The sequence below is a fragment of the Mesorhizobium sp. CA8 genome (assembly GCF_020164955.1).
Classification (GTDB): Bacteria; Pseudomonadota; Alphaproteobacteria; order Rhizobiales; family Rhizobiaceae; genus Mesorhizobium.
Genome location: NZ_JAIUHG010000038.1, coordinates 14,056 through 28,156, shown reverse-complemented (window position 1 = coordinate 28,156; position 14,101 = coordinate 14,056). Strand labels below are relative to the sequence as shown.

The window sequence follows — 14,101 nt, the reverse complement described above, 5'->3', positions numbered from 1 at the left end:
TAGAAAACCGTACAGTCGAGTGGATTCAACCATAAATGATTCGGCCCATGTCGCAGTATCCGCGGCTCGAATACAGCATGGATGACGTGCGGGCAGCCGGGAAAAGCCTGGCTGGTCCAGTGTACTTCACTCCACAAAACAATGCTGAAGCCATCGGCATATTCTCGGTAGCGAACTCTTGGCGTGACTCCCACATCTACCCCATGCGCAGCATCCGCGCTTCAGTGCGGATTGCCATGCGGCAGACCTCCATCCGCGGAGACATGGCCGCACGGCCAAAGCGGATGTCGTCCATCAGGCGTAAGCTCGCCGATACGACGATCCGGCTCGACCAGATGCAGGATCTCGGCGGGTGCCGGGCGATCCTGAACGACATCGATGGGGTAAACCGGCTCGTCGAACGCGTCCGCGAGCGCTCCCCGCATGTCATTCGCAAGGAATGGGACTACATCCAGAAACCCAAGGGCGATGGCTACCGCAGCCACCATCTCTCCATGGAATTCACGCCCGCAAGAAAGGAGGACGAGTCCTTTGCCGGTCGGCGCATAGAACTGCAGGTTAGGACGCGCCTTCAGCACTCGTGGGCGACCGCCATCGAGGCCGTCAGTCTCTACCGCAATCAGGACCTGAAGCATCATAAGGGAGACGGCGACTGGCTCCGTCTGTTCGAGCTGGCTTCCGCCGAGTTCGCCCAAGTGGAGCGAAGCCCGCTTCCGACCGGGGTTCCGGATCGGGCAGAGCGCATCAAGGAGCTGAAGGACCTCAATGCACGGCTCGGCGCCGTGAGCACGCTCGAGAACATCAAGGCGGCCACCCACTTCGCCGAGAATTTTAGCCATGACCGCGGCCGCTACTACCTCCTGCGGTACAGGCCGGATCACACAGTCAAGATCGAGACGTACACGGGGACCTTCTCCGCAACGGGCGCCCTCGAGATCGCCGAAAGGGCGATCGAGGCCGGGGAAAGCCAGGAGAAGGTCGTCCTCGTTGAGGTGGACAAGATCGACAAGCTGGTCTCCACTTACCCGAACTATTTCGGCGACGTCAGCCTGTTCATCCGCAACCTGCAGCTCGCCTGCAGTGGAAAGTCAGGCATCGAATACACCGTCGCGCCGCAGGAGGTGGTCAGGCCGAGAGAAGTGCAGCAGCCTGACTACGGCGCCCTGCGCAGGCGCTACACGCGTTGGATCGAACCGCGACGCTGATCGCTTTTTGGGGGGCGTGGACGATGCTCAGAATATTGGTCGACACGTGCGTGTGGCTTGATCTCGCCAAGGACTACAGACAGCAGTCCTTGATCCTTGCAGCGAAGGAGCTGTTCGACGGGCGACAGATAGACTTCTTCGTGCCGGACGTGGTCAAAACAGAGTTCGCTCGCAACAAGGCCCGTGTCGCCGAGGACGCGCGTCGCAGCCTGCAAGCCCATTTCCGCTTGGTCCGCGAAGCGGTCGACCGCTTCGCCGAGGACGACTACAAGAAGGAGACACTGCACTCCCTGAACGAGGTCGACCAGCGCATTGCCATGAAGGGCGAGGCCGTCAACGACTCCATCGAATGGATAGAAGGGCTGCTGACGCACGGATTGAGCAAGGCGACCACCAAAGCTATCAAGCAACGGGTCACGGAACGCGCGATCGCCGGGCTGGCGCCGTACCACTGTTCCAAGAACTCGGTCGGCGACGCGATCCTCATTGAGACCTACGCCGACTTGGCGAGGACTGCCACGGCGAAGGGGCAGCGCGTCGCGTTCGTATCCCACAATACCCGCGACTTCAGCGACCCGGACGGCGACCAGCGCGACCCCCATCCAGACATCGCCTCGCTCTTCGACGGGCCTCACTCGACTTACTGGACGTCGCTGAGCGACCTTCTTAAGTCTGAGCACGCTGACTATCTCGAGTTCGTAGACGAAGAGCTATCGTGGACGGATGAGCCGCGGCGGTTATCGGAAATCCTTGAGACCGCGCGCTTGCTGGAGCGCCAAGTCTGGTACAACCGCCACTGGAACCTGCGTGTCCAAGTGGAGCGCGGAGACACGAAGGTGGTCACGAAGTCGGAATGGGAAACCGCCGAACCCCATAGCCGTAACAGCCGGGTCATTGTTGACAGCATCTGGAAAGGCGCACTGGAAGCCGCCCGGAAAACAGAGGAAGAGGTCGCCTGGATCACCTTGGCCCGTCGACTTCGAGTGGGGAATGGTCAACGGCAAGCTGTCAGCGCTCCGATGGGTCATGGGCGATGACTGGGACATGCTAGACACCTAGCGCGTCGGCCAGAATCGGAGGGGGTAAGCAATGCAGGAATTCGAAGCCGCACTGATGAACCATTACGTCGCGTTCAACCTAGCCGTCGCCGTGGCCAGCATCATAGTGTCCGCCTACCTCGCACAGCGCATGCGGCCAGGGGTCCTGCTCGGGACGCTGGGCTTCGTCCTGGCGACAGCCCTCGCTCTCTTCGTAGCGGCGGCTGCTACATGGCTGGCGGCGGCGTTCATGACTCCGGGGCTGGCCCCAAGCTCGTCGGCGGTACCGCTCGGCGCGCTCGCATGGTCGTTCGAGACGGGTGTTGAGTTCGCCATGCTTGGCATCTCCGCGGGGATGCTCGCTTACCTCGTCCTCAGACTGAGACGGCCGGCTAGACGGGCGCATTCCTCATGAGGAACATGGTCAGGGTTAGCTGGATGGTCATCGTCCCCGCAACAACGCTCATCCTCGCGGCAGGGCTGTCGTCGATACACGCGGCCGCGCAGTCGACAGGCGGTACGCCCGGCGGCGCTTCCGTTTCCGTGCTGACGGGCTGGCCGCTTGCCATCATGACCGCCGTGGCGACGACCATCGGCACCATTGCGGTTGCCTATTTCAACCATCGGCTGACCGTTGGCAGGGACTCCCATGAGGAGCGCGCCAGGCACGCCACCTATGTGGCGACTAGGGTCGTCTGCACGCTGGATCCGTTCGTGCTGCACTGCGTGGACGTGATCCATGACCAGGGCGAGTACGTCGACGGCGAACTGACCCCGCAGGTCGACGCCCCTGGACTGGAATTCCCGGCCGACCTCGACTGGAAAACCATGGACGCGGCCTTGATGTACCGGACCCTGTCCTTGCCCAACGAGATCGCTGCCGCCGACAGCACGATCTCCGCCTTCACCGAGCACTCGGGGCCGCCGAACTGGGAAGAAGTCTGGGAGGAAAGGCGCTACCAGTACGGCCGCGTCGGCCTCTACGCCCTCGACCTCGCCGCCGACCTGCGGCGACACTATGGGCTGGCGCAGCCCGACTACAGCCGCTGGAATCCCCGCGACACACTCGATATCGCCTACACGGCGGAGGATGCCAGGCGCATGAAGGTGAGCGAGGGCATCAAGGACATGATCAAGAAAGCCGACAAGAAAAAGGTGGAGAAAAAAGAAGGCTGACGGCCGCGACGGCCATAATGCATCTCGCATCATTAACGGAGGCAAGAGGCGTCATCGGATCCCCCGCCGCTAGCGGCGGTTAGTCGGTCGCCACCTCATGGCGCTCAAATCACCACGCCCGCCCCTGCCGGTCATCTCGCGCAGGCCGACTCTGCCGATGAGATTGAGCGCTCGCTGTCTCGAGACTTTCGAGCGCCTCTGCCCTGAACTGCCCTGTCCGAAAAACGCCCATACATTCGAGCACGCAACTGCTGGCGGTTGCTACACGCCGGACAGTCATTCTCGATCTCTGGATCGGCGTTTCAATAGCTGGACGAAAACTCGGGCATGATGTCGCCGGCCAGCAGCTTCTCCTTCGACAGCAGCCCCGCGTCCTCGAGCGCCTCGAAATCAGGCAGCTGGCGCAGCGTGTCGAGCCCGAACTGCGACAGGAAATTTTTCGTCGTCACATAGGTGTAGGGCGCGCCCGGCTGCGGACTGCGCGGCCCCGAGGCGATCAGCTCCTGCGCGCGCAGCACGCCGATCAGATCGCGCGACACCTCCTTGCCGAAGAACGAAGACAGCTCGCCGCGGGTGATCGGCTGGAAATACGCGATGCACATCAACACCAGCGCCTCCGACTGCGACAGTTCCTTTGTCCCCTCCCCCGCGGCCGTGCCGAATGCGGCGTGGATGACGTCGCCAAAGGCTTTCTTGGTCCGGTGCTGCCAGCCGCCGGCGACCGCTACCAGCTCGTAGGGGCGGCCGGCGAGCTCGGCGCGGATGTCGTCGATGACCAAATCGAGATTGCAGCTTTTGCCGACGACGCGCGCGAGCACCTCGCGCGGCACAGGCTCGCCGGCGGCAAAGATCACCGCTTCGACGCGGCCCATCCACTCGCGCCAGCGCAGCTCCGGCGGCAAATGCTCGAGTTCCGTGTCCAGCAACGCGGACTGGTTGTTCGGCTTGCGGCGGACGGAGGCTTGGCTCATCGCTACAGCCCAAACAGCCGGAAGGCGGTTCGGCCGGAAAGCTCGCGAACGGCATCCAGTTGCAGCAGCCGCTCGAATAGCCGCCGTGACGCAAAGCGCGACAAGCTTTTCGTGGTCAGCGAGCCGGAAACGGCGTCTTCGCTGAGCAGCAGAAAGATCACGTCGCCGGCGCCCTTCGCGCGCAGTTTTGGCGCCACCGCCAGAAGCCTTTCGGCGCGGCGCGACAACTCGGCCGCCAACCGACAAGCCTCGGCCGCTCCCTGAACCAGCGCGACGCAGACCGCGCGCTCAAAACCCTTTTGCCCGGGTCGGATGCGCATGCCGCCGCCGGCCTCGGCGCGGAAGACCGGGCCAAAAGCCCGGGCTATCATCAGCGGCAACGGCCGCGGCCAGCGCAAGCCCCGCGCCAGCACCAGGTCGGCCAGCCACCAGGCAAACAGCTCGGCATCGGGCCGCATGGCGACGACGCGGGCGGCGATCGTCGCGGCGGCGAACGGCGCCGGGCGTTGGGAGCCCGCCAGTTCCTCGATCTGCGTGCAGAGGTCGGTGAGAGCCTCATTGCCCCAGGCGAGCCCGAGCATCTCGGCCACTTTTGCCAGCCGATCGGCGCTGACCGCCGGCGGCTGCAGCACCAGCTGGCGCCAGGCGCCCAAAATGGCGCCGGCGGGGCCGGGATCGGCGCCATCCGCGCGTAGAAGCCAGGCGTCGCGCAGTGCGGCTTCGTCCTCGGCGCGGCCGGCGAGCCGCATGCCAGCGGCGGCGCATTTGAGCGCCATCCGCTGGCGCCAGGCGCCGGCCCAGGCGGGTTGCGCGCGGGCAAGCGTGTCGAGCGAAGCCAGGGCGGCGCCGACCCGGAAGGCGGCGTCGATGTCGTTCGACGCGCCGTAGTTTGCCAGTGCCCAGGCTGGGACGGCCGGCGGCGCGGCGGGGTTGGCGGGCAATGGACTGGCAGTTAGGGGATCGAGGCGAATCATGCTTTCGAGGGTAAAGTGCCCGTGCGCTTTGCGCCATAATTTTCACGCCGAAACGCACAGCCTGTCATCCATCTAAAACGAATGATAATGTTGCCTTATCATTCGTTTTGCTCTTTATATAAGAAATGGCCGTTTTCGTCGAGCAAAAGCCCAAAAATCACGCCGAGCGAGGCTCCGGAGCGCCCCACAGCACGGGGCCGGCAGATGACATTCCGGACGCCAGGGTGTCGGCCGAGCCCGACGCGCCGATCGCCGGCGACCTGCCCGACATCGTCGACCTCGTCATGGCGATGGGCACGACGCCGGAAGAACTGTCGGCCGAAGCTCCCTCCCCGCTTACCGCCGTCGCCAATCCCCGCCTGCCGGCGCATCTCGACGCACTCGCCGGCCGCGCCCGCGACTATGTCGAGGCGGCGAGCTCGGCCAACACCCGCCGCGCCTACTCCGCCGACTGGAAGCATTTTGCGAGCTGGTGCCGCCGCCAGGGCTTTTCGACGCTGCCGCCCGATCCGCAGATGGTCGGGCTGTACATCACCGCGCTCGCCTCCGGCACCACTGCAGGCGCGGCCACGGGGGACAAAAAATCCGTGTCGACGATCGAGCGCCGGCTGTCCTCGCTGACCTGGAACTATGCGCAACGCGGCCAGCCGCTCGACAGGAAGGACCGCCACATCGCCACCGTCATGGCCGGTATCCGCAACACACACGCGTCCCCACCGCGGCAGAAGGAGGCGATCCTGCCGGAGGATCTGATCGCCATGCTGGAGACGCTGGAGCGCGGCACCCTCCGCGGACTGCGCGATAGGGCGATGCTGCTGCTCGGCTTCGCCGGCGGCCTGCGCCGCTCAGAAGTCGTCGGCCTGGATTGCGGCCGCGACCAGACCGAGGACGGCCGCGGCTGGGTCGAGTTTTTTCCCGGCAAGGGCCTGCTCGTCACCCTGCGCGGCAAGACCGGCTGGCGCGAAGTCGAGGTCGGCCGCGGCTCGACAGACGCCACATGCCCGGTCGTGGCGCTGGGGACCTGGCTGAAGCTCGCGCGCGTCGCCCACGGTCCCCTCTTCCGGCGCGTCACCGGCCAGGGTAAGACGGTCGGCGCCGATCGGCTCAATGACCAGGAGGTCGCCCGCCTGGTCAAGCGGACCGCGCTGGCCGCCGGTGTGCGCGGCGATCTGCCGGAAGGTCAGCGGGAAAACCTGTTTGCCGGACACTCGTTACGATCTGGCCTCGCCTCCTCGGCCGAGGTCGACGAGCGCTATGTGCAGAAGCATCTCGGCCATAGCAGCGCCGAGATGACCCGCAAGTACCAGCGCCGGCGCGATCGGTTCCGGGTCAATCTCACCAAGGCGAGCGGACTCTAGCGCCCCGCATTGGTGCGTTTTTCCTTGCAAATCTGGAACTGCACTCCATAATTGCAAGGATGATCGAGCGCCGCATCACGACCGAACTCACCCTATTGCTGGACAGCATGCCCGCCGTTGCGCTGCTCGGGCCGCGTCAGGTCGGCAAGACCACGCTCGCGCTCGAAATAGCCGAAAGGCGGCCTTCGATCTACCTCGACCTTGAATCCGATGCCGACCGCGCCCGGCTCGCCGAACCGGAGCTTTATCTGAGCGAGCATGAGAATAAGCTTGTCATCCTGGATGAGGTCCACCGGCTGCCGAACCTGTTCCAGAACCTGCGCGGGCTGATCGACCGCGGCCGGCGCGCCGGTCGGAAAGCCGGGCGCTTCCTGCTCCTGGGATCGGCATCGATCGACCTCCTGAAGCAGTCAGGCGAGACCCTTGCCGGCCGCATCGCCTATCTCGAAATGCGGCCGATCGACGGTCTCGAAGTCGGCGCCGCCGACCTTGGTCCGCTTTGGGTGCGCGGCGGCTTCCCCGACAGCTTCCTGGCCGCCACCGACCGGGCCAGTCAGCGGTGGCGGCAGGATTTCATCCGCACCTATCTGGAGCGTGACGTCCCCCTCCTCGGCCCGCGCATCCCGGCCGAGACGCTGCGCCGTTTCTGGACCATGCTGGCGCACCACCAGGCCGGCCTGCTCAACGCCGCCGAGTTCGCCCGCGCGCTCGGCGTCGACGGCAAGACAGTCGCGTCCTATCTCGACCTGCTCGTCGATCTCCTCCTGGTTCGCCGGCTGGAACCCTGGCACGCCAATGTGGGCAAGCGCCTGGTCAAATCCCCGCGCGTCTATGTCCGCGACAGCGGCATCACCCATGCGCTGCTTGGACTTGCGACACAGGAAGACGTGCTTGGACATCCGGTGGCCGGCGCCTCCTGGGAAGGCTTCGTGATCGAAACCCTTACCGCGACCGCCCCCGCCGGCACGCTGAGCAATTTCTACCGAACGGCCGCGGGCGCGGAGATCGACCTGCTGCTCACATTGCCGGGCCAACGCCTCTGGGCCATCGAAATCAAGCGAAGCCTTACGCCAAAGGTGGAAAAAGGCTTCCATCAGGCCTGCGAGGACCTTGCTCCGGAGCGGCGCATCGTCGTCTTTCCGGGATCGGAGCGTTTTCCGCTCCAGCATGGAATCGAAGCGATGCCCCTGCAGGATCTGGGCCGGGCGCTGCTTGACGAAGCATGATGCAAAGCTCCTGCTTCATTGCGTCGAGGCGGCTCACGGGCCCCTGCCCGGCCCTATCCATGAAGCGTTGCCGTAAACCAAGGTTCCTTGCATCGACCTTTCCGCGCAACACATCACCATTTCGGCTTTTCCAGGCTGCGGCGCAGGGCGTCCGACACCTGAAGACCTTCGCCGCTCGGCGGACGGCTCGCTTGCGGCGCGCCATGCCCCTTCCCGGCAGATTCCTCCGGCTTGCCGTTATCCAGCTTGGCCCTGAGCAGCGCCATTACCATAGGCCAGGTCGAGAATTTTCCGTCCCTGGCGCGCTCTGTCAGGCTGCGCAGATAACCGCCGGCGTTGTTGATCTGCGCGCTGCGCTGGTAGATCGCGGCGAGCGTAATCGCGGCCTGCTGCTCGCCCAGCACCTTGAGCGCATCCTTCCAGGCGCTGGGGCTGACGCCGAGCATCGGCCGGGCGGCCTCCGCCGCGGCCAGAAAATCACGCCAGTGGCGGATCTGGCCGCCCTGGGCCAGCTCGCGCAGGTTCGGGCAGGCATCCAGCACGATGCCCAAGGGCAAATCCCGTTTCGGCAGGCTGCGTACGTTCTCGGTTTCCACAAACGTTGCCGCTTCTTCATATTTTCCTGAGCTGTTTTCAAAATCAGAGGGGGAGTCTGGATTTGAATTCTGTATGTGCGCGCCGGAATGGGACTCATTGGCGTCCGGATTTTGTGTTTTCGCAAATGATTCCAGTGTGTCACGGATTTCAGCCCAAAGGTCATCGAGCTCGTCGCCGACGCTCTCGACGAGCTCGCGGGAGGCCGTGCGCGGCAGCCGGCTGACAATCACCTGGTATGCCTGCAGCACGCGGCCCCAATTGCCGGGCACCTTCTCCTCGATGCCGGCGTCGATCATCTTGACGATGTCGCGGCGCAGCAGCGTGAGGCGCTCCCTGGCAACGCGAGAGGCCTTCTTCTCGGCCTGGACCGCTTCAGCGAGATCCCTGAACTCGTCCGCGCGTGCCACGATCGGCGCCAGATCGAAGCCATAGGCCTGCTCGATCTCCCCTCCCCTGCCCTTGCGCGCGAAGCGCTTGCCGTTGGGGCTGTCGCGGCGAATGATCAGGCCGCAATCGACCAAGACCGCCAGATGGCGACGCAGCGTCGTTGCCGGCATGCCGTTGGCGCGGGCCATCAGTTGCTCGTTGGACGGCCACACAACGAGCTCTCCGTCGCCGGTGAGCGTTGTTTCGGGATGAAATGACAGCAGAGCGTTCAGAATGGCGAGCGCCCTGTCCGTAGCGCCGACTAGGTCCCGCGCTTCGCGGATGTGTTGAAACACCTGCCATTTCTGGACGCTTGCCTCCCTATTTATCGTCCTGGCCTTCGCCTGGCTTGAAATTTGGCCAAGCGACATTGGCCGCCGCCCAAAGGGCGTCGTAGCAATATAAGTCTGCATTTTCCTTCACCTGTCGTAAGGCAAAAGAAATCCGCACGCCAAAACGACGGTTACGACTCTTGACAGTGATTCGTGGAGATGCGATTCTCGCTTCGCTACAAGACGAGAGAGGCTTCCACGACGTAAGTCGCTTGGGGGCCTTTTTCTTTTGCGGTTAAGTGCTCCTTAGTCCGTTATCTTTTGGCGGAATTCATCATAGAGCGCCTGCAGGCGATCCCGCACGAAGCTTGCGAATTCCGGTTCGATGCGCTTGTCGAAAGCGAACGTCATCTTCGTTTCGCTGTCATTGATGTTGACCAGTCGCGATCCATTGGCGGCTGTCCATACCGTCCGGTCGGGCTTCCTTGCGGCGGTCCTGATAAGCTCGTGAATAGCCTGGAAGCGTTCGTCGCTGGTGCGCTCGGCAAATCCAGGCTCCTGGATAGCCTTCAGCGCCTTGGCGCGCTTGCCCTTTTCCTCGAGCAGGTCGGCGAGTTCTGCCCATTTCTGGCGCCCGAACGACTCGGCGGTGCCTATGGCTTCGATGATCTCCGCCGGCAGGCGGGCAACCAACGCAATCATCCTGGAGAGTGCGGCTTTATCGACGCCCAGCGACGCCATGATGATGTCGCGTGAAAAACCCTTAGCCTCGAGCTTGGCCGCGAAATAGCACCGCTCGATGTACGAAAGGTCGCTACGGCTGTTGTTCTCCTGGCCCTGGCTGATAACGAGTTGCTCATCCGTCAGATTCCTGACGACTGCACGGACCATCCGACCGAGTTGTCTGATCGCGCGTAGTCTTCGGTGACCGTAGGCTATCTGATAGCGGCCGTCATCGTTGGGATGTGGCCGCACCAAAATAGGTACCTGTTGTCCGTGCTCGCGGATCTGAGCCACCAGGCCCGCTTGCGCCTCATCGCTTACACCAAGGCGGTCAACTACGATCGACTGGTCTATCAGGTTGGGATCGAGTTCAACGACCGCTTGGCCTTCCGACAGTCGACGCTCGATTTCCTCAGCCCGCTGTGCGCGCGAGTTGATGCTCTCGAGCGACTGCGAGATGGCTCCGACCGGCCGACCAGGCTTGAGAGGTCTGTCCAAGCCCATCAGCGGCCTCACCAACGCCGTTCTGGCGGCGGCGTCCGGTGGGGACTGCTCATTGTTGGCTTCGGACACTTCGAAGAGGTTCTTGCGGGCCATGATTACTTCCGCCCCCATGTCTTGCGGATCAACTCCTCGATCTCACCATTGACAAGGGTCAGGCTCTCCAGGGCACGATCATAGGTACCGCGCGTGAATTGTCCGCGCTCGACTTCGTAAAGGGTCTGCTTAGTCAGCCCGGCATCGGAAATCGCTGTCGACTTGAGCATGGCGTTTTCAAGGACGCGATTGCCAAAAATCGATCGCATGAAGCCGGACATCTGGCTTTGCGGACCATCGTTCGGCTCGAACCGGGTAACCAGGTAGCGCATCCAGTCATAGTCCGTGTTGCCGCCTGCGTTCTCTACGACGCTCAGCAAATCCGAAGTCATGAGCAAGAACTGGGACATCGACATTACGTCCAGCATCTGCGGATGCACGGTGATGATGACGGCCGTGGCCGCGCACAAGGCAGACAGCGTCAGAAAGCCTAGTTGCGGCGGGCAGTCGATGACGACGACGTCATAGGCGCTTTCGATCTCGGCCAAGCATTCCCCAAGCCGGGCGAAGAACATCGTGCCTGGCTGCCGGCTGGCCAGCACCTTCGGCGTCTCATGCTCGAACTCCATCAGTTCGAGATTGCCAGGGATAAGGTGCAGGTTGGGCGTATAGGTCGAGCGCACAATCTCGAGGATGCTGCGACAATCCTCATCGTATCGGATCGCCCCATAGATGGTCTCGTTGGCCCCGACATCCAGTTCGGGTTGATGGCCGAACATCGCCGACAGGCTCGCCTGCGGATCGAGGTCGATGGCCAGCACCCGATAGCCGCGCAGGGAAAGAAACTGAGCAAGGTGGGCGGCGGTAGTGGTCTTGGCACTGCCGCCCTTGAAATTCATCACGGAGAGGATCTGAAGCTTCTCCCCTCCCCGGCGATGACGGATGTATTTCCCTGGTCCCTTTGAGTTCTGTTCGTCAAGCACCTGGCGAAGGCGGTCGATGTCTTCCACCGAATACAAGCGCCGTCCGTTCGCCTGCGGCTGCGGACCGTGTCCCTCTGATACGATCTGGCGCAGATACCCTTCATGGATCCCAATGAAGTCCGCGGCCTCGCCTGGGGTGAACAGGCGCATGCCCTTCTGCGAGGTCGGCGGAAATATCCTCGCCTGGTGCGCCTGCAACTGCCTCGACAGTTCTGTGGCGTCCGCGGCAATGAGTTCGCGGAGGCTTTCGCCTGGTGGACTGCTCTGGCTGACTTTCTCCAACATCGGCCCTCTCTCGATCTGCGCATTTTGGCCAAAGGGCGAAGGAAATGCGCTGATCAGGATGGACTGATTCTGAACTGCCGACAAACGCTTTTTGGTTACCAAAAGGTTAACGAGGCGCAGTGCTAGATGAGTCTCTTTGAGCTTGCAATTTGCTGATAATAACGCCCGCACGGGTGCGGCCATACTTCATTGCTGGCTATTTAGGGCAGGCCGTCACGCGCGAATGTTGTCGCCGGCTTGCCACAAGGAGCTTTGTGAGTGTGCGGCACGCCTTCCGCTGCTCAACTGCTTGCGACTGCTAGTCACCCCGAGCCGGCAACACGGCCAACTCCTTGGACGGGCCCGATTAACAAGCGTTGCCGGCGCTAAGCACCCTCGGCGTCGAGATCTCTCGCCGCAGACTCCACGTTACGAGACTACGAGCGGCACCCCTTGGCAATGCCGCGGCTGAAGAGACGTATCACTGGATAACCATGGCCAAGCTGTCGTCCGCCTCCTTGGCAGTCGCACGCGGGCAACTTTTCCTCGCCGCAGATCGACCTCGTAAGTTGGCAGAACCTGGGGTTTACTCTTAGTAGCCCATTTCGAGCCATCCCCGCACGGAAGAGCTTCGCGCTGTATCCTGCCGGCCGTCGCCGCTGCTCTGATTGGTTGTACGCGTGCAACTTTTCGATAGGTCGCCCCCTCATCACTTGGGCTTGAGCCGAGAAATGCCTTAGAACCGGCCCGTGTTTCGGCGGGCGGCTCAGCGGTGCTATACATGTGCAACTGTATGGGATTGGTTTGCTCGGTGCAGGACCCATCTGCCCTTTGCCAGAGGAAGCGAGATACCTTTGCAAGATCATTTGCCGATTTGGCCAGCTTCGTATGCGGATTTGTTCGCGACAACGAAAGTGGCGCTTGGCGGTCGCCCGATGGAACGCTGGTTGTACACGTGCAACTCGCGTAGCGACCTTCCGGCAGAGCAGTGCTTGCTAGTCCCGAAAACAAGAAACCCGAGCCGCCGTCAACTTCGCAGCGGGCAGTCCGAAGCTAAACGTAGGCGGGCGGATTGCCGTCGGGTGAGAGCAATTCCGCCTCAAAATGTTGCCCGCGTCATCGACCATGACGATCCGAGGATTTACCCCGCAACGGCAGCCTCTAGACGTCGTTCAGCCGCATGCGCAAAGTTGCCCCGGCCACAAAGCAACAGTTCAGGCGGCCCGCCAAGAAGGCGGTCGGCGCTTCATGCCACTTTGCGATGGTTCCTCGCCATCCCGCCAGTTCCTACACCACGCCGGGTCGATGAGCGCGGCAAGTAGCGGGCAGCTGGTCTGAATCTGCATGTGCTCCTACAAGAAGGCACACAGTTGTACACGTGCAACTCGGGCAGGAGCCGTTCGAATCCTGCCACGCTAAGGCAAATGCGCCTTACGTCGAGGCGCCGGCTGTGACTGCTGGGTGAAAAAATGCGGGGAAGGAACCCTGGCTGCCCTGCCACCTGTCGCCGCATTCCGAGGAATTTGGGTACTGACGAGAGGCCCGCAGCAGGGCATAGCCTCTGGCCGAGGATAGCGTCCTCAGGAAGCGAACCACCGCGCTGTAAGGCGGTCCTAAGTTGAGCCCTGGCTGGTGTCTCGGCGCGCCCTATGCTTTGCCGCCGGAAGTGGATTGCACGGGACAACCGCAGACCCGCCGGCAATGGCTATAGGAAGCCAGCCATCCGTCCGAACTAGCACACTCTCGACCTTAACGGAGCGTAGATCCCAGTCGCTGCGCGGCGACTTTCTCGCGAGGGAGGGGAGGGATCAGCGCGACGGCATCACGGCTTCAACCGCTAGCGGACAGACCAGGTTGGCTTCCGCCATACGCCTTCTTACGCGCTGCCGCTTCGATATCGGCCAGCTCGAACACTTTGCCGCCCTGTGGGCCCAGCAGCTGGCTCTCCGGAACAGGCGTATCCCCAAGACTTTGGCGCTGCGGGCTTTTAGAGGCCGGTTGCCGAGACGATTCGGCCTCTTCTTTCCAATGAGCAAGAACATCGAACAGACCGGCTATTCGTCTATAACCAGCGCCTCATGCTTGGACTGCCGGTGCCATACGAGCTGTCTGAGGTCGGTCATATCAACCACCTGACCACAGACCGGACACACATAGCTGGTCACATAGTCGCGCGCCCTGAGCTTGTCAGTTCGCTTCCCGGATATCGATGGCCCGAGATCGGACAATTTCGTCATTGAAATGAAACATTCAACTTAGCTAAAATGTTCCCTGAACCAATCGTGAACGCCCCCCTGCTGATTTCCGTTAGCCTTGCCTCAACGATAGCGCGTTCGAGTTGAGCTGGTGGAC

At 62.6% G+C, this 14,101-nt stretch carries 11 protein-coding genes; 6 read left to right on the top strand and 5 right to left on the bottom strand.

Going from position 1 to position 14,101, the window contains the following annotated elements; translation table 11 throughout:
- Positions 1-47: 47 nt before the first annotated feature.
- The 4 genes from LB553_RS28510 to LB553_RS28495 are packed head-to-tail and all read left to right on the top strand — an operon-like array spanning position 48 to position 3,418.
- Positions 48-1,205, top strand: a complete 1,158-nt coding sequence (locus LB553_RS28510) for a RelA/SpoT domain-containing protein (protein WP_224518245.1) — start codon at positions 48-50, stop codon at positions 1,203-1,205.
- A complete protein-coding gene (locus LB553_RS28505; protein ID WP_224518243.1) occupies positions 1,184-2,242 on the top strand; it encodes a PIN domain-containing protein in 1,059 nt (352 codons plus the stop codon). The genes LB553_RS28510 and LB553_RS28505 overlap by 22 nt, the downstream gene beginning before the upstream one ends.
- Positions 2,243-2,294: 52 nt before the next feature.
- Positions 2,295-2,657 (top strand): hypothetical protein, encoded by a 363-nt coding sequence (locus LB553_RS28500; protein ID WP_224518242.1) that lies wholly within the window; start codon positions 2,295-2,297, stop codon positions 2,655-2,657.
- Between the two features lie 23 nt (positions 2,658-2,680).
- Positions 2,681-3,418 (top strand): hypothetical protein, encoded by a 738-nt coding sequence (locus LB553_RS28495; protein WP_224518240.1) that lies wholly within the window; start codon positions 2,681-2,683, stop codon positions 3,416-3,418.
- Between the two features lie 302 nt (positions 3,419-3,720).
- Here LB553_RS28495 and scpB read toward each other — a convergent pair whose 3' ends face one another.
- Entirely contained in the window at positions 3,721-4,389 is a 669-nt protein-coding gene (scpB, locus tag LB553_RS28490; RefSeq protein ID WP_224518238.1) for an SMC-Scp complex subunit ScpB, read from the bottom strand.
- A 2-nt stretch (positions 4,390-4,391) separates the two neighbouring features.
- Complete coding sequence (locus tag LB553_RS28485) at positions 4,392-5,363, bottom strand: DUF1403 family protein (RefSeq protein ID WP_224518236.1); 972 nt, start codon at positions 5,361-5,363, stop codon at positions 4,392-4,394.
- A 125-nt stretch (positions 5,364-5,488) separates the two neighbouring features.
- Between LB553_RS28485 and LB553_RS28480 the strand changes: the two genes are divergently transcribed.
- Positions 5,489-6,721, top strand: a complete 1,233-nt coding sequence (locus LB553_RS28480; protein ID WP_224518234.1) for a site-specific integrase — start codon at positions 5,489-5,491, stop codon at positions 6,719-6,721.
- 59 nt (positions 6,722-6,780) lie between these two features.
- Entirely contained in the window at positions 6,781-7,947 is a 1,167-nt protein-coding gene (locus tag LB553_RS28475) for an ATP-binding protein (RefSeq protein WP_224518232.1), read from the top strand.
- A 113-nt stretch (positions 7,948-8,060) separates the two neighbouring features.
- Here the strand turns inward: LB553_RS28475 and repC are convergent, their stop codons facing one another.
- From repC to repA, 3 genes are all read right to left on the bottom strand, one after another.
- Positions 8,061-9,383, bottom strand: a complete 1,323-nt coding sequence (repC, locus tag LB553_RS28470; protein ID WP_224518229.1) for a plasmid replication protein RepC — start codon at positions 9,381-9,383, stop codon at positions 8,061-8,063.
- A gap of 165 nt (positions 9,384-9,548) precedes the next feature.
- Positions 9,549-10,562 carry a plasmid partitioning protein RepB gene (repB, locus tag LB553_RS28465; protein WP_224518228.1) on the bottom strand — a complete coding sequence of 338 codons (1,014 nt, stop codon included), beginning with the start codon at positions 10,560-10,562 and terminating at the stop codon, positions 9,549-9,551.
- Positions 10,563-10,564: 2 nt separating this feature from the next.
- Entirely contained in the window at positions 10,565-11,770 is a 1,206-nt protein-coding gene (gene repA, locus LB553_RS28460) for a plasmid partitioning protein RepA (RefSeq protein WP_224518296.1), read from the bottom strand.
- Positions 11,771-14,101 lie beyond the last annotated feature (2,331 nt).